This is a genomic window from Chelatococcus sp. CO-6 (genome assembly GCF_001271345.1).
GTDB lineage: Bacteria > Pseudomonadota > Alphaproteobacteria > Rhizobiales > Beijerinckiaceae > Chelatococcus_A > Chelatococcus_A caeni.
The window spans coordinates 693,812-714,515 of record NZ_CP012399.1 but is presented as its reverse complement, the minus strand read 5'-3'; the positions used below and the strand labels follow the sequence as shown (position 1 = coordinate 714,515).

General features: G+C 66.6%; 24 protein-coding genes. 11 read left to right on the top strand and 13 right to left on the bottom strand.

Going from position 1 to position 20,704, the window contains the following annotated elements; genetic code table 11:
- Nucleotides 1–19: 19 nt before the first annotated feature.
- Genes AL346_RS23790 through AL346_RS23770 form a run of 5 tightly spaced genes read right to left on the bottom strand, consistent with a single transcriptional unit; the run spans nucleotide 20 to nucleotide 4,256 of the window.
- On the bottom strand, nucleotides 20–790 hold the full coding sequence (locus tag AL346_RS23790) for an amino acid ABC transporter ATP-binding protein (RefSeq protein WP_019400271.1): 771 nt from the start codon (nucleotides 788–790) through the stop codon (nucleotides 20–22).
- Between the two features lie 9 nt (nucleotides 791–799).
- On the bottom strand, nucleotides 800–1,459 hold the full coding sequence (ehuD, locus tag AL346_RS23785; RefSeq protein ID WP_019400270.1) for an ectoine/hydroxyectoine ABC transporter permease subunit EhuD: 660 nt from the start codon (nucleotides 1,457–1,459) through the stop codon (nucleotides 800–802).
- Complete coding sequence (locus AL346_RS23780; protein ID WP_019400269.1) at nucleotides 1,449–2,108, bottom strand: amino acid ABC transporter permease; 660 nt, start codon at nucleotides 2,106–2,108, stop codon at nucleotides 1,449–1,451. The genes ehuD and AL346_RS23780 overlap by 11 nt, the downstream gene beginning before the upstream one ends.
- A gap of 31 nt (nucleotides 2,109–2,139) precedes the next feature.
- Nucleotides 2,140–3,021 carry an ectoine/hydroxyectoine ABC transporter substrate-binding protein EhuB gene (ehuB, locus tag AL346_RS23775; RefSeq protein ID WP_019400268.1) on the bottom strand — a complete coding sequence of 294 codons (882 nt, stop codon included), beginning with the start codon at nucleotides 3,019–3,021 and terminating at the stop codon, nucleotides 2,140–2,142.
- Nucleotides 3,022–3,056: 35 nt separating this feature from the next.
- Nucleotides 3,057–4,256, bottom strand: a complete 1,200-nt coding sequence (locus AL346_RS23770) for a PLP-dependent aspartate aminotransferase family protein (RefSeq protein ID WP_019400267.1) — start codon at nucleotides 4,254–4,256, stop codon at nucleotides 3,057–3,059.
- Between the two features lie 106 nt (nucleotides 4,257–4,362).
- On the opposite strand from AL346_RS23770, the gene AL346_RS23765 reads away from it, so the two are divergent.
- Genes AL346_RS23765 through fghA form a run of 3 tightly spaced genes read left to right on the top strand, consistent with a single transcriptional unit; the run spans nucleotide 4,363 to nucleotide 7,350 of the window.
- Complete coding sequence (locus tag AL346_RS23765; RefSeq protein ID WP_082312706.1) at nucleotides 4,363–5,322, top strand: LysR substrate-binding domain-containing protein; 960 nt, start codon at nucleotides 4,363–4,365, stop codon at nucleotides 5,320–5,322.
- A gap of 59 nt (nucleotides 5,323–5,381) precedes the next feature.
- The gene (locus tag AL346_RS23760) at nucleotides 5,382–6,494 is read left to right on the top strand and encodes an S-(hydroxymethyl)glutathione dehydrogenase/class III alcohol dehydrogenase (protein ID WP_026014899.1); all 1,113 of its coding nucleotides are present in this window, start codon (nucleotides 5,382–5,384) and stop codon (nucleotides 6,492–6,494) included.
- Between the two features lie 10 nt (nucleotides 6,495–6,504).
- On the top strand, nucleotides 6,505–7,350 hold the full coding sequence (fghA, locus tag AL346_RS23755; RefSeq protein ID WP_019400868.1) for an S-formylglutathione hydrolase: 846 nt from the start codon (nucleotides 6,505–6,507) through the stop codon (nucleotides 7,348–7,350).
- A 150-nt stretch (nucleotides 7,351–7,500) separates the two neighbouring features.
- Here the strand turns inward: fghA and AL346_RS23750 are convergent, their stop codons facing one another.
- From AL346_RS23750 to AL346_RS23720, 7 genes are all read right to left on the bottom strand, one after another.
- The gene (locus AL346_RS23750) at nucleotides 7,501–7,782 is read right to left on the bottom strand and encodes a hypothetical protein (RefSeq protein ID WP_026014900.1); all 282 of its coding nucleotides are present in this window, start codon (nucleotides 7,780–7,782) and stop codon (nucleotides 7,501–7,503) included.
- 90 nt (nucleotides 7,783–7,872) lie between these two features.
- Nucleotides 7,873–8,685: an IclR family transcriptional regulator gene (locus AL346_RS23745; protein WP_019400870.1), complete on the bottom strand. Its 813-nt coding sequence runs from the start codon at nucleotides 8,683–8,685 to the stop codon at nucleotides 7,873–7,875.
- Between the two features lie 35 nt (nucleotides 8,686–8,720).
- Entirely contained in the window at nucleotides 8,721–9,107 is a 387-nt protein-coding gene (locus tag AL346_RS23740) for a RidA family protein (protein WP_019400871.1), read from the bottom strand.
- 14 nt (nucleotides 9,108–9,121) lie between these two features.
- Nucleotides 9,122–9,889, bottom strand: coding sequence for an amino acid ABC transporter ATP-binding protein (locus AL346_RS23735; RefSeq protein WP_019400872.1), 768 nt, complete (start codon nucleotides 9,887–9,889; stop codon nucleotides 9,122–9,124).
- A gap of 11 nt (nucleotides 9,890–9,900) precedes the next feature.
- Nucleotides 9,901–10,563: an amino acid ABC transporter permease gene (locus AL346_RS23730; RefSeq protein ID WP_019400873.1), complete on the bottom strand. Its 663-nt coding sequence runs from the start codon at nucleotides 10,561–10,563 to the stop codon at nucleotides 9,901–9,903.
- 4 nt (nucleotides 10,564–10,567) lie between these two features.
- A complete protein-coding gene (locus AL346_RS23725) occupies nucleotides 10,568–11,230 on the bottom strand; it encodes an amino acid ABC transporter permease (RefSeq protein ID WP_019400874.1) in 663 nt (220 codons plus the stop codon).
- Nucleotides 11,231–11,291: 61 nt separating this feature from the next.
- Nucleotides 11,292–12,137 carry a transporter substrate-binding domain-containing protein gene (locus AL346_RS23720; RefSeq protein WP_019400875.1) on the bottom strand — a complete coding sequence of 282 codons (846 nt, stop codon included), beginning with the start codon at nucleotides 12,135–12,137 and terminating at the stop codon, nucleotides 11,292–11,294.
- 131 nt (nucleotides 12,138–12,268) lie between these two features.
- Between AL346_RS23720 and AL346_RS23715 the strand changes: the two genes are divergently transcribed.
- On the top strand, nucleotides 12,269–13,327 hold the full coding sequence (locus AL346_RS23715) for a D-TA family PLP-dependent enzyme (RefSeq protein WP_019400876.1): 1,059 nt from the start codon (nucleotides 12,269–12,271) through the stop codon (nucleotides 13,325–13,327).
- Nucleotides 13,328–13,757: 430 nt separating this feature from the next.
- On the opposite strand, the gene AL346_RS23710 is transcribed toward AL346_RS23715, so the two are convergent.
- Complete coding sequence (locus tag AL346_RS23710) at nucleotides 13,758–14,669, bottom strand: LysR family transcriptional regulator (protein WP_019400877.1); 912 nt, start codon at nucleotides 14,667–14,669, stop codon at nucleotides 13,758–13,760.
- 155 nt (nucleotides 14,670–14,824) lie between these two features.
- Between AL346_RS23710 and AL346_RS23705 the strand changes: the two genes are divergently transcribed.
- The 7 genes from AL346_RS23705 (at nucleotide 14,825) to AL346_RS23675 (ending at nucleotide 20,638) form a co-directional block, all read left to right on the top strand.
- Nucleotides 14,825–15,790, top strand: coding sequence for an agmatinase (locus tag AL346_RS23705; RefSeq protein WP_026014902.1), 966 nt, complete (start codon nucleotides 14,825–14,827; stop codon nucleotides 15,788–15,790).
- A gap of 54 nt (nucleotides 15,791–15,844) precedes the next feature.
- Entirely contained in the window at nucleotides 15,845–16,717 is an 873-nt protein-coding gene (locus tag AL346_RS23700; protein ID WP_040403630.1) for a transporter substrate-binding domain-containing protein, read from the top strand.
- A gap of 132 nt (nucleotides 16,718–16,849) precedes the next feature.
- A complete protein-coding gene (locus AL346_RS23695; RefSeq protein ID WP_019400880.1) occupies nucleotides 16,850–17,509 on the top strand; it encodes an amino acid ABC transporter permease in 660 nt (219 codons plus the stop codon).
- A 4-nt stretch (nucleotides 17,510–17,513) separates the two neighbouring features.
- Nucleotides 17,514–18,236 (top strand): amino acid ABC transporter permease, encoded by a 723-nt coding sequence (locus AL346_RS23690; protein ID WP_019400881.1) that lies wholly within the window; start codon nucleotides 17,514–17,516, stop codon nucleotides 18,234–18,236.
- The gene (locus AL346_RS23685) at nucleotides 18,233–19,054 is read left to right on the top strand and encodes an amino acid ABC transporter ATP-binding protein (protein WP_019400882.1); all 822 of its coding nucleotides are present in this window, start codon (nucleotides 18,233–18,235) and stop codon (nucleotides 19,052–19,054) included. The genes AL346_RS23690 and AL346_RS23685 overlap by 4 nt, the downstream gene beginning before the upstream one ends.
- A gap of 3 nt (nucleotides 19,055–19,057) precedes the next feature.
- The gene (locus AL346_RS23680; RefSeq protein WP_019400883.1) at nucleotides 19,058–20,020 is read left to right on the top strand and encodes an arginase family protein; all 963 of its coding nucleotides are present in this window, start codon (nucleotides 19,058–19,060) and stop codon (nucleotides 20,018–20,020) included.
- A 15-nt stretch (nucleotides 20,021–20,035) separates the two neighbouring features.
- Nucleotides 20,036–20,638: a DUF1989 domain-containing protein gene (locus tag AL346_RS23675; protein WP_019400884.1), complete on the top strand. Its 603-nt coding sequence runs from the start codon at nucleotides 20,036–20,038 to the stop codon at nucleotides 20,636–20,638.
- Nucleotides 20,639–20,704 lie beyond the last annotated feature (66 nt).

Sequence of the window (20,704 nt, the reverse complement as noted above, 5' to 3'; positions counted from 1 at the left end):
TTCCCGGGTTATGGCCAGACTAGAGGATCTGGCTGAGAAAGAGGCGGGCCCGGTCTGTCTTCGGCGCGTCGAAGAACATGGCCGGCGGCGCTTCCTCGACGATGCAACCGCCGTCCATGAAGACGATGCGATCGGCCACCTTGCGGGCGAAGCCCATCTCGTGCGTGACGCAGAGCATGGTCATGCCGTCCTCGGCGAGCCGCGTCATGACCTCGAGCACCTCCTTGATCATCTCCGGGTCGAGCGCGGAGGTCGGCTCGTCGAACAGCATCACCTTCGGGTTCATACACAAGGCGCGGGCGATGGCCACCCGCTGCTGCTGGCCGCCGGAAAGCTGGCTCGGGTACTTGTCCGCCTTCTCCGGGATGCGCACGCGCTCGAGATAATGCCGGGCGACCGCCTCGGCTTCGCGGCGCGCCATGCCGCGGGCACGGGTCAGCGCAAGGGTGCAGTTGCGCAGCACGGTGAGGTGCGGAAAGAGGTTGAAGTGCTGGAACACCATGCCGACGTCGCGGCGGATCTCGTGCATGTCCCGCACCTTCGGCCCGACCTCGCAGCCGTTGACCATGATGCGGCCGCGCTCGTGCTGCTCCAATTGGTTGATGCAGCGGATGAGCGTCGACTTGCCGGAGCCCGAGGGGCCGCAGATGACGACCTGCTCGCCGGCCCGCACGCTGAGGTCGATATCCTTGAGCACGTGGAAGGAGCCGTACCACTTGTCGAGACAGGTGATCTCGACCGCGATGTCCGTCTGTGCGGCGCCGGCCGCCCGGGGTGAGGTCATGTCCATGATTTCGGTCTAGCGCTTCGCCGAGGCGAGAAGCCGCTGCTCCAGCAGGCGCACGAACTGCGCGATCGTGACGGCGAGGATGAGGAAGAGGATGCCGACGATCACCATCGGCTCCGCATAGCGGAAGGTGTCGGAGGCAACCTCCATGGCCGCCCCCAGCATCTCCGGCACGGCGATGACGGCGAGATAGGGCGTCGCCTTCAGCAGGGAGACGAAATAGTTGCCCATGGGCGCCGCAACGTTGCGCAGCATCTGCGGCGCCACCACGAAGACGATGGCGTCAATCCGGGTGAGGCCGAGCGCCTTGGCGGCCTCGAACTGGCCGGCGGGGATGGAATCGATCCCGGCCTTGAACACCTCGGCGAGGTAGCCGCTGTAGTAGACGCTGAGCGCGAGCACCCCGACGACGAGGGCGGGCATCGTCACGCCGTAGAACGGCAGGACGAAATAGAGGAAATAGATCTGCACCAGCACCGGCGTCGAGCGGATGAAGTCGATGACGAAGCGCATCAGGTAGCCCATCGGCTTGCCCGTGCGGCGCAGGATCTCGAGGAGGAAGCCGAGCAGGGCGGCGCCGAAGCAGCTGACGATCGCGACCGCGATGGTCATGCCCATCGCCGCGAGGATCGTCGGCACGATGGAGAGCGCGAAGGAGAAGTCAAAGGTCACGCTGTCCCCTCCCTTCGATGCTGACGCGCTTCTCGACCCAGCGCCCGAAGATGGTCGCCGGGTAGCAGACGAGGAAATAGGCGACGAGGAGCGCCGTATAGGTGCCGACCGGGTTGTACTGGAGCTGCGAGATCTCCTTCGCGCGGAAGGTCATGTCCGTCAGCGTGATCAGCGAGACGAGGGCGGTGCCCTTGATGAGCTGAATGAACTGGTTGATGAAGGTTGGCGTCATGGCCTTGAAGGCCTGCGGCAGCTCGATCAGCGCGAGGATCTGCAGCCGCCGCAGCCCGAGCGCCCGCCCGGCCTCAACCTGGCCCGGATCGAGCGCCTGCAGCGCGGCACGGACCGACTGGCTGCCGTAGCCGCCGATGTTGAGGCCGAGCGCCATCGCCCCGACCGTGATGCCGGACAGCGTGATGCCGAAGCTCGGCAGCGAATAATAGAAGACGAAGAGGAGGATGATGACCGGCGACGAGCGCCAGAACTCGATGATCGAGGTGACGACGACGCGCGCCGGACCTGCCGTGAAATGCTGCAGGATGCCGAAGACGAGCGCGAAGGGCACGGCATAGAGCATGCCGTAGAAGGTGATCGTCGCCGTGACGCCGAACCCTTCGAAGATGCCTGCCAGAATGGCGAGAAAGCTCACGGCTGGGACCCCCGCGATCGTCGCTCGCCGCTCATTCGGCGGCGCAGATGGCGGCCGTCGTCAGATCGGGCGCGTTCTCGGCATCGGAGAAGCCGTAGCGTTCCATGATCGTCTTCACCGTCCCGTCCGCCATCAGCTTCTTGAGCTCGGTGTTGTAGGCGTCGCGCAGGGCCGTATCGTTCGGGCGGAAGGCGATGGCCGTGTACATGGCGGCCGGGCGTCCGTCCTTGACGAGGCCGGTGAAGGGCGTCGCGCGCTCGAGGCCCTTCACATTGGGGTCCTGGAGAAGCGACACGACCGTCGGCGCCGAGATGGTCGCCGCATCCGCACGCCCCGCGAGCACGGCCGAGACGAGCGCCTGCGTCTCCTGCAGCTGCAGGATCTGGCCTTCCGGCACGCCCGCGTCGATGGCGTTGCGCGTGTTGAGGGTGCCGCGCCCGCCCGCGAGCTTGATGTCGGGATTGGCGGCGATATCCGCATAGCTGTGGATCTTGCGCGGGTTGCCTTCCTTCACCAGCAGCCCGTCGCCGACGGACAGGTCCGGCTCGCTGAAGATGACCTGCTCGCAGCGCTTCGGCGTGATGGCGATGCCGGAGGCGATCATGTCGAAGCGGTTGGCGTTGAGGCCCGGGATGAGCGCGCCGAATTCCGCGATGACGAATTCGATGTCCTTGACGCCCAGGCGCTCGAAGGCGGCGCGCACGATGTCGGGATGGTAGCCGGTCGCCTTGCCGTCCTCGCCGCGGAAGCCCCAGGGCGAGCGGTTGTGGATGCCGATGGTGAGCTTGCCGGAGGAGAGGCGCTCGGCGAGCGCCTCGTCGGCCGCCGCCGCAGGCGGCGTGCCGAGGGTCGCGGCCGCGAGGCCGGCAAGAAGCCCGGCGGCAAGTGCAAGGCGTCGGGAAATCGTCGTCATGTCCTGTCCCCTCTTTGTTGTGACGCGCGGCCGCGTCAGATCGTGCCGGTCGCGCGGCTCGTCGTATCGAGACCGGCGCCGAGATGGTTCAGAAAGCGGTCGATGTCGGCGGCGAGATCCGCCGGGTCTTCGAGGCCGATGCTGACGCGCAGCACGAGGTCGTCGCCCGCCCAGGGCCGCGCCGTGCGGAAGCGGCGCACGGGCATGGGCGCCATCAGGCTGCGGGTGCCGCCCCAGGACGCGCCGATGGCGAAGGTCTCCAGCGTGTCGAGCGCCCCCGCGACATGCGGCACGGCCTGCGGCTGGAAGACGACGCTGAACACGCTGCTCGCACCGGTGAAATCCCGCCGCCAGAGCGCATGGCCGGGGCTGTCCGGCCGCGGCGGATAGAGAACCTGCGCGACGGCGGGGTCGGCGGCGAAGCGTTCCACGAGGTCCGCCGCGACGCGGCTGGCATGGGCGAGGCGCACGGGCATGGTCTCCATGCCGCGCAGGACGAGCGAACAATCGTCGGGCGAGACGCCGATGCCGTAGCGGCCGAGCGTGGCGCGGACGGCGCGCGCGTGCTCCGCATCCGCCAGGGTGATCGAGCCCATGAGAACGTCCGAGTGGCCGGAGAAGAACTTGGTCAGCGCCTCGACAACGATATCGGCGCCATGGGTCAGCGGCTTGAAGTTGAGCGGGCTCGCCCAGGTGTTGTCGCAGCCGACGAGGGCGCCCGCGCGGTGGGCGGTGGCGGCGATCGCCGGCAGGTCCTGCACCTCCATGGTGGTGGAGCCAGGCGATTCCACCCACACGAGGCGCGTGCGCTCGTCGAGCAGGCGCTCGACCTCGGCGAGCGAAGTGGGGTCGTAGAAGACGGCCTCGATGCCGAGCTTCGCGAGGTCCCGCCCGGCGAAGTCGCGCACCGGGGGATAGGCGGTGTCGGCGATCAGGACCCGATCGCCCGCGGCAAGGAAGGTCAGCATGGCGAGCGTGATCGCCGCCTGCCCGGAAGGCACGAGGAGCGTGCGTGCGCCGCCGTGCAGGGCTGTGATGCGGCGCTCCAGCGCCCGTGTCGTCGGCGTGCCGGCGAGGCCGTAGGTGTAGCCCTCGTCGCCGCGTTGCTGGCGCGTGGCATAGGCCTCGGCGTCAGGGAAGACGATGGTGGACGCGCGATAGACCGGCATGGCGAAGCTCGCGAAGCCGTCGGTGCTCACCGCGGGCGTCGTCACACATTGCGTCCAGTCGTTCATGGGATGCGTCCTCTCCATGAGGAGGGTTGCACCACAGCGGGCGTTATGCTGTCCAATATTAATATCGAGCTATTCTATTCCTGTAGGTTATAAGGATGCCGGACCCATGAACCAGCGGCAGGTCGAGGTCTTCCATGCCGTCATGACCAACGGCACTACCTCACGCGCCGCGGAGGTGCTGCGCATCTCGCAGCCGGCGGTGAGCAAGGCGGTGCAGGAGCTGGAGCGCTCGGTCGGCTTCCAGCTCTTCGACCGCGCGAGCGGGCGCATGGTGCCGACGGCGGAGGCGCAGCTGCTGCACCGGGAGGTCGAGGCCTCCTTCATCTCCATGCAGAACCTGCGCAGCGCGGCTGCCCGCATCCGCGACTTCGGCTCGGGCAAGATCCGCATCGCGTCCCTGTCCGCGCTCAGCACCAATATCGTCCCGAGGGCACTCTTCGCCTTCCAGCAGAAGCATCCGAACGTCGCCATCACCTTCCAGGCGCGCATGTCCTCGATCGTGAAGGACCTCGTGGCCTCGGGCCAGTTCGACGTCGGGCTCGCCGCCGACGAGATCGACGTGACCGGCGTGGTGGCGACGCCCTTCGCCACCCACAGGGCGGCGATTGCGGTCGCCGCCGGCCACCCGCTGGCGGAGCTGCCGGTGGTGCGGCCGGCCGATCTCGACGGCCTTCCCTTCATCGCCCTTGCGCCGGAGGACACGACGCGGCGGGAGGCGGACATCATCTTCGCCCGCGAGGGCGTCAAGCCGCGCACGGTGATCGAGACGCCGTACTCGACCACCGTCTGCGCCATGGTGGAGGCGGAGCTCGGCTGCGGCCTGGTCAACCCGCTCACGGCCGCGCCCTACCTCGGCAGCCGACTGATCCTCAAGCCGTTCGAGCCGGCCATCCACTTCCGCACCTTGCTCCTGCTGCCGCCCGGTCGCCCGCCCTCGCGCATCGTCGACGACTTCATCGCCGCGCTCAGGACCGTGATCGCGGCGCGGGAGGACAGCCCGCCCCACGCCGGTGGGGCGGGACGAGGCCGTTCCGGGGTGTCCCCGGCACGCCATCATCGTGCATAGTGTCGGCGATTCCCCGGCGGCCCGGCTGCCGGCTTGGCGAGACTGGAGGACAGGGCATGATCGAGACGCGCGCCGCGGTGGCCTGGGAGGCGGGCAAGCCGCTCACCATCGAGACGGTCAGGATCGAGGGGCCGAAGGCGGGCGAGGTGCTGGTCGAGGTGATGGCGACGGGGGTCTGCCACACCGATGCCTATACGCTGTCGGGGCTCGATTCCGAGGGCAAGTTCCCGGCGATCCTCGGCCACGAGGGGGCGGGCATCGTGCGCGAGGTCGGCGCCGGCGTCACGACGCTCAAGCCCGGCGACCATGTCATCCCGCTCTACACGCCCGAGTGCCGCAACTGCAAATCCTGCCTCTCGCGGCGCACGAACCTGTGCACGGCGATCCGCGCTACGCAGGGCCAGGGCGTGATGCCGGACGGCACCAGCCGCTTCCGCTGCGACGGCGAGACAGTCTTCCACTACATGGGCTGCTCGACCTTCGCGAATTTCACGGTGCTGCCGGAGATCGCGCTCGCCAAGGTGCGCGAGGACGCGCCCTTCGACAAGATCTGCTACATCGGCTGCGGCGTCACCACCGGCATCGGCGCGGTCATCTACACCGCCAAGGTGTGGCCGGGGGCCAATGTCGTCGTCTTCGGCCTCGGCGGCATCGGTCTCAACGTCATCCAGGGCGCGCGGATGGTGGGTGCCGACAGGATCATCGGCGTCGACATCAACCCCGCCAAGGAGGCGATGGCGCGGAAGTTCGGCATGACCGACTTCGTCAACCCCAAGGAAATCGGCAACGACAAGGTGGTGCAGGCGATCGTCGACCTCACCGGCGGCGGGGCGGACTTCTCCTTCGACGCCACGGGCAATGTCGACGTGATGCGTCAGGCGCTGGAGTGCTGCCACCGCGGCTGGGGCGAGTCGATCATCATCGGCGTCGCCGAAGCCGGCCGGGAGATCGCGACGCGGCCCTTCCAGCTCGTCACGGGGCGGGTGTGGAAGGGCACGGCCTTCGGCGGCGCGCGCGGGCGCACGGACGTGCCGAAGATCGTCGACTGGTACATGGAGGGCAAGATCAACATCGACGATCTCATCACCCACACCATGCCGCTCGACGAGATCAACACGGCCTTCGACCTGATGCACGAGGGCAAGTCGATCCGCTCCGTCGTCATCTACTGACGAGGCGCCGATGTCCTTCGAGATCCTCAGCCGCTCCCGCGCCTTCGGCGGCACCCAGCTCGTCTGCCGGCACGCCTCGCGCGAGACCGGCACCGCGATGCGCTTTGCCGCCTTCGTGCCGCCGCAGGCCGAGGGCGGGCGCAAGGTGCCTGTCGTGTGGTTCCTCTCCGGCCTCACCTGCACGGAGGAGAACTTCACGGTGAAGGCCGGCGCCCAGCGCATTGCCGCCGAGCTCGGCCTCATGCTGGTCGCGCCGGACACGAGCCCGCGCGGGGAGGGTGTGCCGGACGATGCCGAAGGCGCCTATGACTTCGGCCTCGGGGCCGGCTTCTATGTCGATGCGACGGAGGCGCCGTGGGCGCGCCATTACCGGATGAAGAGCTATGTCGAGGCGGAGCTGCCCGCGCTCATCGCGCAGGAACTGCCGGCTGACATGGACCGGCAGGGCATCACCGGCCATTCGATGGGCGGGCACGGGGCGCTCACCATCGCCCTGCGCGCGCCGGAGCGCTTCCGGGCCACCTCGGCCTTCGCGCCTATCGTCTCGCCCATGAACTGCCCATGGGGCGAGAAGGCGCTGGCGGGCTATCTCGGGCCGGACCGCGCGGCGTGGCGCAGCTATGACGCCTGCGCGCTCATCGAGGACGGAGCACGGCTGCCGGAGATCCTCGTCGATCAGGGCACGGCCGACACCTTCCTCACGCGCGAGCTGAAGCCGGAGCTGCTGGAAGAGGCATGCCGCAAGGCCGGCATCGCGCTGACCCTGCGCCGCCAGGAAGGCTACGACCACTCCTATTTCTTCATCGCCACCTTCATCGAGGACCACCTGCGCTGGCACGCGGCGCGGCTCGGCTGAGGCAGTCGTCGCGGCGAACGGCGCGCGTGTTGCAATCCGAAGGCGAAGGTCACACGTGCGAATCGTGTCGGGCGCGTCCTGGCACGGCGCTGCCGGCCGGCTAAAATGGCGGCGCAGGAGCGCCTCCGGTGACGTCGACGCTTCGCAAAATTAGCGCGCTGCCACCAAGGCCTCGCTGTATGCTTCCCTCTGAAACGCTATGTCCGCCTGCGCATCGTGCTGCGGGCCAGGAGCCGCGCCGCCGAGGGGCTCAAGCCGCTGGAGCTGGCGCGCATCGGCGAGCGTGACGGGTATCGCGTCGACACCGATGCCTGGCGCAACCACAAGTCCGGCTTCTTTGCCGAACGTGGTGAACGGCCTCCATCTCGGCGCGATCTGCAGGACCTGCGGGACGGGCAAGATCCGCCGTCGGGACGGCCAGGCGATGCTCATGAGCCGGAAACCGGCCGCCGTGCACGCCCCGCCACTTCACAGCGAACGTGCCTCCCGCCTTCTTCAGGTGAAGGATACCGAGCGCCGCATTCAATACGTGCCACCTGCCGACTGGCGCGCGCTCGAGGCCGGATGACCGAGCGACGCGGACAGTTCCTGAGCGCAGGCCTTGAGCACGCCAAGATAGGCAGCGTGATTCCTCAGGCCATCCTCCTTCGGCGCGACGAGGCAGAGCGTGGCGATGCAAGTCGCGTCACTGCGGTAAACCGGCACCGCGAAGCAATGGGTAAAGGTCTCGACCGCACTGTTGAAGGTGAAGTGGCCGGCTTCGCTCGCGCTGCGCACCTGGGCGATGAACTCGGCCGGGGCGAGCCATTCCCCGTTCGGCAGGCGGAAGTCCTCTTCCGGGATGAAGGCCAGGATCTCGTCGTCGCTCATGTGGGTGACGAAAAGGCGCCCGGAGGCGGTCCACGGGATCGGCACCCGCTCGCCGATGCTGGAGGAGATGCGGAAGGGCCGCTTGCCCTCGCGCATCTGGACAACGACATATTTGTTGCCGTCGAGCAGGCACATCTGCGCCGTCTCGCGCGTCTCTTCCGTGATGCGCGTCAGGAGCCGGTCGCCTTCCCGCATCAGGTCGAACTGCTCGGCATAGGCCGTTCCGAGGAAGTAGAGCTTGCGGCCGAGGAAGACCCGGCCGTCGTCGTCCTGGTATTCGAGCACGCCCTGGCGCAGCAGCAGGTTGACGAGCTCGTAGACGGACGAGCGCGGCACGCCCATGCGCTGGGCGATCTCATTCGGTCGCATCGGCTTGCGGGCAAGGCGCAGGAAGTCGAGGATCTCGAACGCGCGGTCGAGCCCGCGCGCCCTGCGGCCGGTCATCTCCGCCGAAATCTCGTCCATGCACCTCTCCCGTGGCGGCCGCATCGTGCCGCCGGTTACCCCTTGGCCTTATAGGCCACGCAGTCGATCTCGACCTTGCAATCGACCATCATGCTCGAGCGCACGCAAGCGCGGGCCGGCGGATGGGCGCCGAAATATTCCGCGTAGATCCCGTTGAAGGTCCAGAAATCGCGCGGATCGTCCAGCCAGACGCCGATGCGCACCACGTCCTCGACGCCGTAGCCGGCCTCATGGAGGATGGCGATGAGGTTCTCGATCGCCTTGCGGGTCTCGGCGACGATGCCGCCGGGGACGATCTCGCCGCCCGCCATGGCGACCTGACCGGAGACGTAGAGCCAGCCGTCCGCCTCCACGGCGCGGGCGAAGGGCAGGGGCTGCTTGCCTGCGCCGGTCTCGCCGGCGCCGTAACGTTTGATGGACACGTCGGTCTCCTTGTTCAGCGGAAGGTCGAAGTCTTGAGGAACTCCGCCAGACGTTCGGTCTTGGGCGTGACGAACATCTCGCGCGGATCGCCCTCTTCCCCGATGCGTCCCTGGTTCATGAAGATGACCCGGTTCGCCACCTCGTAAGCGAAGCGCATCTCGTGGGTGACGATGAGCATGCTCATGCCGTCCCTGGCGAGATCCTTGATGACCTGCAGGACCTCGTTGACGAGCTCGGGGTCGAGCGCCGAGGTCACCTCGTCGAAGAGCATCAGCAGGGGGTTCATGGCGATGGCGCGGGCGATGGCGACACGCTGCTGCTGCCCGCCCGAGAGCTGGCCGGGATAATGATCCTTGCGCGCGAGGAGGCCGACCCGCTCCAGCCAGCGCTCGGCGATCGTGCGTGCCTCCGCGCGCGGCAGCTTCTTCACCTTGATGAGGCCGAGGGTGACGTTGTCGAGCGCCGTCAGGTGCGGGAAAAGGTTGAACTGCTGGAAGGCCATGCCGGTCAGCAGCCGCTGGCGGGCGATCTCCCGCTCCCTCTTGCGCCGGCGCATGCCGCCAACCGTCTCGTAGCCGATCTCCTCGCCGTTGATGCGGATGGTCCCACCCTGGAACTCTTCGAGCATGTTGATGCAGCGCAGCATGGTCGTCTTGCCCGAGCCGCTCGAGCCGATCACGCAGACGACGTCGCCCTTCGCCATGTCGCAGTCGACGCCCTTGAGCACCTCCGTCGCGCCGTAGCGCTTGTGCAGGTCGCGGATTTCGAGAAGCTTGGTCATGACGGCGGCTTTCACGAGGGAATGGTGGTGCGGCGCTCGACATATTTGCCGAAGCGCTCGATGCCGTAGTTGACGACGAAATAGAGCGCGCCGGCGAAGAAATAGAACGGCAGGCTCATGAAGGTGCGGGAGATGATCTCCTGCGTCGTCAGCAGCAGTTCGCCGACGCCGATGATGGAGAGCAGGGTCGAGGCCTTGACCATCTCGGCGGCGGTGTTGACCCAGGTCGGCAGGACGTGGCGGATGGCCTGCGGCGCGAGCACGTAAATGAAGGCCTGGTGGAAGGTGAGGCCGATCACCTTGGCCGCCTCGGTCTGGCCGCGGGGGATCGCCTGGAGCGCCCCGCGCAGCATCTCGCCGACATGCGAGCTGCAGAAGACGGCGAGCGCCAGCACGCCCGCCTCGAACGGGTTGAGCTGCAGGCCGATGGTGCTGAGCATGTAGTAGCTCGCCAGCACCAGCACGAGCACCGGCGTGCCGCGGATGAAATCGGTGTAGCCTCGCATCAGCCAACGCAGCGGCAGCGCGCCATAGGTCAGCGCAAGGCCGACGAGGACGCCGAGGAGCGAGCCGGCGACGATGGCGAGGAGCGAGATGGATACCGTGCGCCACAGCCCTTCGAGGAGGATGTAGCGGACGATCCAGAGCTCGTTGAGGAAGGGGCCGAGTTCCATGGCCTCACCGCAGGATGGCGAGCCGGCGCTCGATGCGGCGCATGAGCGCGGCAAGCACCGTACAGGTGGCGACATAAAGGCAGCTCGCCACGATCCACGTCTCGACCACGCGGAAGGTCTCGACGTTGATCTTGCGTGCCTCGAAGGTGAGCTCGGGTACGGCGATGGCCGCGGCGAGCGACGTATCCTTGAATAGCGAGATGAAGGTGCTGGACAACGCCGGCAGTACATTGCGCAGCATCACCGGCAGGGTGATGGAGGTGCGGATCTGCATCTCGGTGAGACCGATGGCGAGCCCTGCCTCGCGCAGGCCCGGCGGCACGGCGATGAGCCCGGCGCGGAAGACCTCGGCGAGATAGGCGCCGGAATAGATGGCCAAGGTCGCGATGAAGGAATTGATCTTGTCGAGCCTGACGCCGAGCTGCGGCAGCGCGAAATAGGTGAAGAGCACCAGCACCAGGATCGGCGTGTTGCGGATCACGGTCACGTAGAGCCCTGCCGGCCGGCGCAGGAGGCCCGACGGCGAGCGCAGCGCGAAGGCGACGACGAGGCCTATAACGCAGCCGATGGCGATGGCGACGATCGCCAGCATCAGGCTGAGCCCGAGGCCGGCGAGGAGCCGGTCGAAGCTGCGCCAGACGGCGCCGAAATTGAGAGTGTAGCCCATGACGGGGAGGGTTCTCCGCCGGTCGCGGGAGGCGGCGCGGGCGCCGCCTCGGCGCTGCCGCTTACTTGAACTCGACGGGGAATCCGATCTGCGGCGGGGCGAGATCGACGCCGAACCATTTCTTGAAGGAGGCCGCGTAGAAATCGAACTCGACGCCGGTCATGGCCTCGTGCAGGGCCGTATTGACGAAGTTCAGCCAGTCCTGGTCACCGCGGGCAACGGCACAGGAATAGCTCTGCGGATTCCAGCCATAGCCGGCATCCTTATAGCGGCCGGGGTTCTGCGTCATGAACCAGGCGATCGACGACTGGTCGGTGGCCGCGGCGTCGGCGCGGCCGGATTCGAGCGCCTGGTAGATCAGGTCGACGGATTCGTACTGATCGACCTTCGCCTGCGGCAGGGCCGCGTGCACCATGGACTCGGCATAGACGTTCTGCAGCACCGAGATGGTGACCGAGGAGCCGGCGGCCTTGAGCGCAGCATAATCGGCATAGCTGCCGTTCGCCTTCAGCATCAGGCCGACGCCCTCGCGGTAGTAGGGAATGGTGAAGGCGACCTGCTGGGCACGCTCGCCGGTCACCGTCATGAACTGGCAGGTGATGTCGACCTTGCCCGTGGTGATGTTGGGGATGCGGGCGTCCGACGACTGGGTGACGAACTCGATCTTTTCCGGGTCGCCGAACAGGGCCTTGGCGATCACGCGGCCCATGTCGATGTCGAAGCCCTGCAGCTTGCCGTCAGCGCCCTTGAAGTGCCACGGCGCGTTGGTGCTGCCGGTGCCGAGGACGAGGCGGCCGCGGGAGAGCACGTCATCGAGCTTGCTCTTGGCCGGCTGGGCTTCTGCGGCGGTGGTCGAGAGAATGGCGGCGGCCGCGAGCACGGCCGCGAAACGGCACTGGCTGAACATGGTGGTTCCCCTGGTTATATTGTCCAATATAGAAGACATGTGTCTTCAATACTGGATTGACGCATTCTTCGTCCTGCCGCATAGCTTGTCAAGCGATGCGAACGCCGCCCGGACGCAAGGAGAGGGAGTGGATGGACGCAGCAATCGAAACGCCCGCCGTGGTCGTCGACCTCGACGTGACGCGGTGCAATATCGACCGCTTCCAGCACTATGCGGATGCGCACGGGCTCAAGGTGCGGCCGCACATCAAGACCCATAAGCTGCCGGCGGTCGCCGCCCTGCAGCTCGCCGCGGGCGCGGTCGGCATCACCTGCCAGAAGGTATCGGAGGCCGAGGCGATGGCGGCAGCCGAGCCGGCCATTACCGATATCCTCATCACCTACAACATCCTCGGCGAGGCAAAGCTGGCGCGGCTGCGCGCCTTGGCGGAGCGGGTGCGACTTTCGGTGGTCGCCGATAGCACGGTGGTCGTCGAGGGGCTGTCACGCACCTTCGCCGGGGCCGGGGTGCCGCTCAGGGTGCTCGTCGAGTGCGACACCGGCGCCCGGCGGTGCGGCGTCGCGACCCCGCAGGATGCCGCCCGGCTCGCGTCAAGGATCGCCGCTTCGCCGGGCCTGAGTTTCCACGGCCTCATGACTTACCCGCCGGTCGGTGGCACGGCGGCCGTCCAGGCCTTCATGAGCGAGGCACGGGGACTGATCGAGGCGGCGGGCCTGCCGGTCGCGGTCATCTCCTCCGGCGGCACGCCGGACATGATGGCGGCGCATCAAGCGCCGATCGTCACCGAATACCGGCCCGGCACCTATGTCTACAACGACCGCTCGCTGGTGAGCCGTGGCGTCTGCGGCTGGGACGACTGCGCGCTGACGGTGCTCGCCACCGTCGTCTCCGTCCCGGCGCCGGGACGCGCCATCATTGATGCCGGCAGCAAGGTGCTGACTTCGGATCTTCTCGGGTTGACCGGCTACGGCCACGTTCTCGGCCGACCGGACATCGTCATCGATCAATTATCGGAGGAGCATGGGCGGCTCGTCAGCGAAGGCCCGATCGACCTGACCGTCGGCGAGAGGGTGCGCATCGTGCCGAACCATGCCTGTGTGGTAACCAATATGGTCGACAGCCTGCACATCGTCTCTACAGACGCCGCGGATGTGATCTGGCCCGTAGTCGCCCGCGGCAAAGTCATCTAGCCCAAACGGGGCACCGATGCCCGACCCGTTCGCCCCGAATGATGTTCAGCGTGTGACGATCGCTGGTGGGACCACTGTCCGAAGGGGCGAGTAATTGCGAGTTCTCGCCAAGCGAGACCAACGAAATCCGAGGACCTGTGGGAGAGACACAGGCGCCGCCGCGAGGCTTGCGCGACCGGCCGTTCGGTGCAGCCGACCCGGGGGGACCGCGCGACTGATGGCGGCGACAATGCGAGCCCGGGCAGGCTGTGCCCACGTCTTTCCTGCTGCGACACGCGGCATCACGGGAGGACTTTGAGACGTTCCGGCGCTCGCCTTCAGCCTGCAGAGAGGTTGGTCCCGGAGCAGAATGAGCCGTGCCGGGCGTGATCCCTCGCAGGATCATCTGTTTTTGATTGCACCGTCCGCGGTGTCGGGGGCGGAACCCTCGTCATGTTTCTCTCCCGATGTCGGTGAACAGGCGAACGAACAGCTGTCCGCTCGGCGGCAACGGCCGCTCAACCAGGGAAATCAGGGAGAACTGCGTCGTATAGCGCAACGCCTCGGCATTGCCGACTTCCACGAGAGGGTAGCGAGGCGCGAGCATCCCGGCATAGTGGGTCGGCAGGAAGCCGACGAAGCCGCCGCTTGCGATCATGGTCGCCACCGCTTCCAGGCCGAAGGCGACGGCGCGCCGTCCGACCTCCAGCTGCTCGGCGAGGGTTTGTGTGCGCCGGTCGTTGGTGCGCGTCACGAGCACGGAGCGGCCCTCGCGAAGGGCGGCAAGATCGCACCCGGGCGCGGCCGCATAGAGGCGGAACTCCTCGGAGAAAAGCGGCCGGTACGCGAGCTTTGTGTTGCCCGTCGGCTGACCGCTGATCGCAAGATGGGCGCGCCGCTCGACGACGTCGCGCACAAGGTCGTTGGGCAGGCCGACCGACAGATTGACGGTCACGTCCGGTGCGCATCGGCGGAAGCGCTCCAGTGCCTCGGCCATTCTGCACTGCGGATTGGACAGGCAGTTGTCGGCGATACCGATGCATAATTCACCCGTCAGGATGTCGCGGGCGAGATTGAGCTCATGACGCACCGCCTCCAGGGCGTCGCAGGCGGCGATGCTTGCGCGCAGGGCACGCTCGCCGAAATCCGTCAGTTCGAAGCCCGCCGGCCCGCGGAAGCAAAGGCGTGCCCCGAGCCGGGTTTCAAGCGCCTGCAGATGGCGGCTGATGGTCGAGCGCTCCATCCCGAGCTTTTCTTCAGCCGCCGAGAGCCCGCCTGCCTCCGCGACACCGCGGAAGATGCGCAGGAGCCTGAGGTCAGCCTCCGTGACAGGCGGCACAGGTGTGCGCGCGTGCTGGTTCATGTTGCATCCTCTACAACCATGGTTTTGCACATCGCTATTCTCGCTACGGTGCCGCAGGACCTAAGCTATCCCTGTGCAGTACTTCTGCAGAAGAAGCCTTGTTAGGAAGCATCTGCCGAAATATTCGGCAGGAGAGAGGATTGCTTGGAGGAGCCATGGCACTGCCATTGACCGTCCCGCCCACTACGAAGCACCAGAGCTTTCTTTGGTCTCCCATCTCGACGGATCTCGACGCGCTCGATGCACACGTCGCCATCCTGGGCATTCCCTTCGGCAGCGCCTACGAGGCCACCGCCATCACCAACGACCAGACAAGGGCACCGGACGCCGTGCGGGCAGCGACGGACCGCGTCTGTCGCGGGCTCGAGCGCTATGACTTCGACGTCGGGGGCCCGATTTACGGTGGGCGGGCGCTCAAGGTCGTCGATGTCGGCAATGTACCGGCCGACATGACGGACCTTGCGAGCCATTACCGCCGGGCTGAAGAGGCTGTACGCAAGATTCTTGCCGCGGGCGCCATGCCAGTCACCATCGGCGGCGACCACGGCATTCCCATCCCGATCCTGCGGGCTTTCGAGGGCAGGGGGCCGATCACCCTCGTGCAGGTCGATGCGCATATCGACTGGCGCGATCATGTCAACGGCGTGCGAGACGGCCTCTCCAGTCCCATACGCCGCGCGTCCGAGATGTCGCATATCGGCGAAATCTTCCAGATCGGCATCCGCTCCCAGGGCAGCGCCCGCCCGGAGGAGGTCGAGGCTGCTGCGGCCTACGGCGCCAACATCATTTCCGCATACGAGGTGCACGACGGTGGCATGGAGGCCGTGCTCGCCCGTATTCCCGATGGTGGGCAGTACTACATCACCATCGACGCAGACGGCCTCGATCCGAGCATCATGCCCGCAGTTGAAGGGCCGGCCCCGGGCGGGCTCACCTTCCATCAGGTGCGCAAGCTCATCCACGGGCTGGTCGCCAAGGGCCGGGTGCTCGGCATGGACATCGTCGAAATCACCCCTTCGAGCGACGTCAACATGATCTCCGCCATCACTGCGGGGCGCCTCATCGTCAATCTCATCGGCGCGGCGGTGAGGGCGAACTACTTCGACGCGCCGCCCGCCTGAGGCGGCACATCGATCGAAAACGGCCGTTCCAACAACGAAAAGAGGGGTAGTGCCATGTCGATCATCAATCCATCACCTGTCGGTCGCAGAACCTGCAGCTTGCTCACGGGGGCCGTTTGCGTCGGCTTGGTTTTCGCCTGGCCAGCGCAGGCCGAGACGACTTTGGAGAAGATCAGGCGTACGGGTGAACTGACAGTCGGCACGGAGGCGGCCTTTCCGCCCTTCGAGTTCGTCAAGGACGGCAAGATCGTCGGTTACGGCTCGGATATCCTGGCAGAGGTGGTGAAGGAGCTCGGAGTCAGGAAGCTCAACCAGCTGGATCTGCCTTGGCAGGGCATCCTGCCCGGCGTGCTCGCCGGCAAGTTCGATTTCGTGGCGACGACTGTCGGCATCAACGAGGAACGTGCCAAGCGCTATGCCTATACGATGCCCATTGCCGATGGCATGCCCTATGCCATGAAGCGCAAAGGCGACGCGATCACGAAGATCGAAGATCTCAACGGCAAGGTTGTCGGAACCCAGCTCGCCTCCTCGACCGAGCCTGTGGCACGTGCACTCGATGCCAAGCTCAAGGCGGCCGGCGGCCCCGGTTTCAAGGAGCTCAAACTCTTTACGGCCTTCCCGGAAAGTTACGTGGCGCTCGCCAATGGCGAGATCGACGCCGTCATTCAGTCGCTGCCGAGCCTTGCGGTGCTGGTGAAGGAAAAGCCCGACGTCTTCGAGCTTGCCATGCCGACGCCCAAGGACGGTGGCTTCACCTATCTTGCCTGGGTCACACGCCCTGACGACAAGGAGTTGCGCGACGCGATCTCCGACGTCATCCGCAAGATGCGCGACGACGGACGTCTCGCCGCCCTGCAGGAGAAGTGGTTCGGCTTCGCGATGACGATTCCGGACGAGGGTTACCTGCCGCCCGGCGCCATGTAGCGCCGCCCACCGCGCCGCCCAGAGGCCGGCGGCGTGGTTCTTGCTCCGCATTGTCGAGGCTTTCCGGCGGGCGCCGCGCCGCGGCCGCGTTCCGCAAAGCCTCCCATCCAACGCAGGGGGAAAGATCCGGCAATGGGCTTCAAATTCGAATATCTGCTGTCGATCCTGCCGGATCTCGCCTTGGCGGCGCTGGTCAATGTGCGGCTTGCCGCCGTCATCATCGCGATAGCGCTGATGCTCGGCACCATGCTGACCGTGCTGCGCTCGCTCAAGCTCCGCCCTGTCAATGCGGTGGTCGCCATCGTCATCAGCTTCGTGCGTGGCACGCCGCTGCTGATCCAGATCTTCATTGCCTATTACGTCCTGCCGGCGGTCGGGCTCGACCTGACGCCGGAGGTTGCGGGAATTGCAGCGATCTCGTTCAACAGCATGGTTTTCGTCAGCGAGAGCATGCGTGGTGGCCTTGCCTCCATCGATCCAGGGCCTCTGGAGGCCGCGACGGCGCTTGGCCTCAGGCCGCCCGTCATCTGGTGGAAGGTGGTTCTGCCCCAGCTGTTCCGCCGCATCGCTCCAGTGCTCATCAACGAGGCGACCATCGTCGTCAAGGGGACGGCTCTGCTCTCGGTCATCACCGTGGTCGACGTGCTGCGAACGGCCCAGCAGATGGCGAGCTCAAGCTATCGGCCCTTTGAAACCCTCGTCGGCGCAGCCCTCGTCTTCCTGGTCGTCAACCTTGCCATCAGCCTGGCCGGCAAGACTGCCGAGGCCCGGTTCGCAGCGACGCGGATGTGATGCCATGCGTTTCGATGCCTCCATCCTTGTCGACTACTGGCCGCTCCTGGCCGAGGGTGCCTGGCTGACGCTCCGCATCACCATTACGGCCTTTGCACTGGGCTATTTGGCGGGCATAGCGGTCGCGCTGCTCGCCATCCTGCCCGGTCGGCTGCCAAGGCTGATGGCAAGCGTCTATATCGAGACGCTCCGCAACATCCCCTTCATCATCATTCTCTTCGTCGTCTACTACGGGCTGCCTTTCTCCGGCGTTAGACTGCCGGCGACGCTGGTCGGCACGGCGGCGCTGGCACTCTTTGCCTCCGCCTATTACGCCGAGATCGTGCGCGCGGCGATCCTTGCCCTGCCGCGCGGTCAGTTCGAGAGCGCACGCGTCGTCGGCATGTCGCCGGCCCAGGCGATGTGGCACGTCGTGGCGCCCCAGGTGCTGCGAACGCTGGTGCCGCCGTCGACCAACATGACCCTGACGATGATGAAGGAATCGGCGGTGCTCTCCTCGGTCACCGTGCCCGAGCTCACCTACCAGAGCCTCATCGTGCAGGGGAACACCTTCGCACCCTTCGAGGTCTTCGCCGCTGTCGCAGCCATCTACTGGCTCATTGCCATCGGCATCGCCGAAGCGTCACGGCGGCTCGAGCGGCGCGTCGGCGCCACCCAAGCCGCGAGCGTGTCGGCAAATCCGATCGCCGTGCGCTACCTTTCTCTGGATGCGCGGAGGCCGTCATGACAGCACAGCCGATCCTGCGCGTTTCGGCGCTTTCCAAGGAATTCCGCGGCACGAGAGCGCTCAATGAGTTCTACCTCGATGTCGCCGAAGGCGAGATCGTCGCCTTGATTGGCCCGAGTGGTTGCGGCAAGAGCACGCTTCTGCGCTGTCTGACGTGGCTGGAACAGCCCGACGACGGCTTCATCGAGGTGGCGGGCCGGCCCTTTGGCCGCGCCCTCATGCCGCGTGGTGTCGTGCGCCGCCAGTCGCGGCGCGAGATCGATGCGCTCCGGCCGAAGATCGGCCTCGTGTTCCAGCAGCTCAACCTGTGGCCGCACTTGACCGCCGTCGAAAATGTGGTCCGGCCCCAGACGGTGGTGCTCGGCCGGGCGCGTGCCGAAGCAACGCGCCGGGCGGAGGAACTGCTCGGGCGCCTCGGCCTCGCCGATCGGGCAGGACGCTATCCCCATGCCCTGTCCGGCGGCCAGAAGCAGCGTGTCGCGATCGCCCGGGCACTCGCCATGGAACCCGCCCTGATGCTCTTCGACGAGCCGACATCGGCGCTCGATCCCGAACTTGTCGGCGAGGTGCTCACGGTGCTGAAGTCGCTCGCCGCGACGGGGATGACCATGCTCGTCGTGACGCACGAGATCGGTTTTGCCGTCAACGTCGCCGATCGCATTGCCTTCATGGACGCCGGCGCGATCATCGAGGAGGGGCCGGCGCGCGAGGTTGTCGCCAACCCGCGCGCGCCGCGCCTGCGCAGTTTCCTCGACCTCGTACTGGACAGGGCGCAGCCGCCCTCCGGCGAGACCCTCGCTTTACCGCAGACGGAGTAAGCCATGCCGCGTGTCAATCGCCCCTATGTAGGGATACCGTCCTTCCTGCGCTCGCGCATCGTCGAAGATATCGCCGACCTTGATGCCGCGATCGCCGTTCTTGGCGTGCCCTTCGACGAGGGCTCCCCCTTCCTGCCCGGCAGCCGGCTTGGGCCGCGTGCCCTGCGCGAGCATTCGCTGCGGTTCGCCAGCGGCCGAGGGTATTACGATCCGGAGACGCGGCGCGAATATCTTGTCGAGGAGATGACCCGAGGTCTCATCGCCGATGCCGGCGACGTCGATGTCCACCCTGCCAACGCCGAGCGCACCTTTGCCAACATCACCGAGGCGGTGCGCGGCATCATCGCGCGCGGCGCCATGCCCATCGTCCTCGGCGGCGACCATTCCATCACCTATCCGATCTTTCGCGCCTTCGACGAAAAGCTGCACGTCATCCATTTCGACGCGCATACCGACTATGCGCCCTTCGAGAACGATCTCAGGCACACCAACAGCCACGCCTTCCGCCACATCGCCGGCATGGGCAACACGCTCTCCCTGACGCAGGTCGGCATCCGCAGCCTGCGCCATTCGCCGGACCAGGTGGAGGAGGTCATCGCGTCCGGCAACCGCATCATTCCGATGGGCGAGTTTCGCCGCCTGGGGCCGGCAGGCATCGCGGCGCTCCTGCCGGAAGGCTCGCGCGTCTATGTCTCCATCGACGTCGATGCGCTCGACATGTCGCTGGTACCGGGTTGCGTCTCGGCCGAGCCGAACGGCATGAGCTATCCGGAGCTGCGCGACAGCCTGAAGGCGATCGCCGAGCGCCACGACATCGCGGGCTTCGACTTCGTCGAGGTCAATCCGCCGCTCGATGTCGGTACGGGCGTTACCGCCTATCTCGGTGCGCTGACCGTCATCGAGTTCCTCGGCCACATCTGCGCCCAACCACGTTGGGCGGCGCGCCGTCGTGCTCGGGCGGCTTGAGAAGGAGAAGGTCCCATGGCGATCACGCGCGACATCATCCCGGCCACCCGCGGCAAGGCCCTGCGCTTATCCGCAGGCGAGGCCGTCAAGGTCATCAACACGCATGGGGCGCAGGTGGTCGACACCTGGGCCTTCTGCGTCGAGGACCTCTCGCACCACATGTCGATGGAGCACACGCGCGTCGAGAACGGCCGGCTTATGCCGGCCGTCGGGCAGACGCTGTTCACCAACAGGCGTGAGCCAATCCTTGTCCTGGAGGAGGATACCTCGCCGGGCATCCACGACACGCTGATGGCAGCCTGTGACCGGTGGCGCTATGAGCACCTTGGCTGCACCGAATATCACCGCAACTGCGCCGACAACATGGTCGAGGCAATGGCCGGGATCGGCCTCGAGGCCGCATATGTGCCGCAGCCGCTCAACCTTTTCATGCACATCCCCATCAATGGCGACTTCACCCTCACGCAGGGAGAGCCGCTGACCAAGCCGGGCGACTACGTCACGTTGCGGGCGGCGCGGGACTGCTACGTCGTCTTCTCCGCCTGTCCGCAGGACATCACGCCGATCAATGGTGCCGGCCGCAAGCCGACGGAGGCGCATATCGAGGTCGCAGGCTAACGACCTCGCACCTTTCGCATCGGCTGCTGGCGCCGCAACGGCGCGAGCGGCTTACGCAGCGAGCCC

Coding starts and splice junctions, on each gene's coding strand:
- AL346_RS23790 (WP_019400271.1), bottom strand. CDS start 790: ATGGACATGACCTCACCCCGGGCGGCCGGCGCCGCACAGACGGACATC.
- ehuB (WP_019400268.1), bottom strand. CDS start 3,021: ATGACGACGATTTCCCGACGCCTTGCACTTGCCGCCGGGCTTCTTGCC.
- AL346_RS23770 (WP_019400267.1), bottom strand. CDS start 4,256: ATGAACGACTGGACGCAATGTGTGACGACGCCCGCGGTGAGCACCGAC.
- AL346_RS23765 (WP_082312706.1), top strand. CDS start 4,363: ATGAACCAGCGGCAGGTCGAGGTCTTCCATGCCGTCATGACCAACGGC.
- fghA (WP_019400868.1), top strand. CDS start 6,505: ATGTCCTTCGAGATCCTCAGCCGCTCCCGCGCCTTCGGCGGCACCCAG.
- AL346_RS23750 (WP_026014900.1), bottom strand. CDS start 7,782: ATGAGCATCGCCTGGCCGTCCCGACGGCGGATCTTGCCCGTCCCGCAG.
- AL346_RS23745 (WP_019400870.1), bottom strand. CDS start 8,685: ATGGACGAGATTTCGGCGGAGATGACCGGCCGCAGGGCGCGCGGGCTC.
- AL346_RS23735 (WP_019400872.1), bottom strand. CDS start 9,889: ATGACCAAGCTTCTCGAAATCCGCGACCTGCACAAGCGCTACGGCGCG.
- AL346_RS23730 (WP_019400873.1), bottom strand. CDS start 10,563: ATGGAACTCGGCCCCTTCCTCAACGAGCTCTGGATCGTCCGCTACATC.
- AL346_RS23725 (WP_019400874.1), bottom strand. CDS start 11,230: ATGGGCTACACTCTCAATTTCGGCGCCGTCTGGCGCAGCTTCGACCGG.
- AL346_RS23720 (WP_019400875.1), bottom strand. CDS start 12,137: ATGTTCAGCCAGTGCCGTTTCGCGGCCGTGCTCGCGGCCGCCGCCATT.
- AL346_RS23715 (WP_019400876.1), top strand. CDS start 12,269: ATGGACGCAGCAATCGAAACGCCCGCCGTGGTCGTCGACCTCGACGTG.
- AL346_RS23710 (WP_019400877.1), bottom strand. CDS start 14,669: ATGAACCAGCACGCGCGCACACCTGTGCCGCCTGTCACGGAGGCTGAC.
- AL346_RS23705 (WP_026014902.1), top strand. CDS start 14,825: ATGGCACTGCCATTGACCGTCCCGCCCACTACGAAGCACCAGAGCTTT.
- AL346_RS23700 (WP_040403630.1), top strand. CDS start 15,845: ATGTCGATCATCAATCCATCACCTGTCGGTCGCAGAACCTGCAGCTTG.
- AL346_RS23695 (WP_019400880.1), top strand. CDS start 16,850: ATGGGCTTCAAATTCGAATATCTGCTGTCGATCCTGCCGGATCTCGCC.
- AL346_RS23690 (WP_019400881.1), top strand. CDS start 17,514: ATGCGTTTCGATGCCTCCATCCTTGTCGACTACTGGCCGCTCCTGGCC.
- AL346_RS23685 (WP_019400882.1), top strand. CDS start 18,233: ATGACAGCACAGCCGATCCTGCGCGTTTCGGCGCTTTCCAAGGAATTC.
- AL346_RS23680 (WP_019400883.1), top strand. CDS start 19,058: ATGCCGCGTGTCAATCGCCCCTATGTAGGGATACCGTCCTTCCTGCGC.
- AL346_RS23675 (WP_019400884.1), top strand. CDS start 20,036: ATGGCGATCACGCGCGACATCATCCCGGCCACCCGCGGCAAGGCCCTG.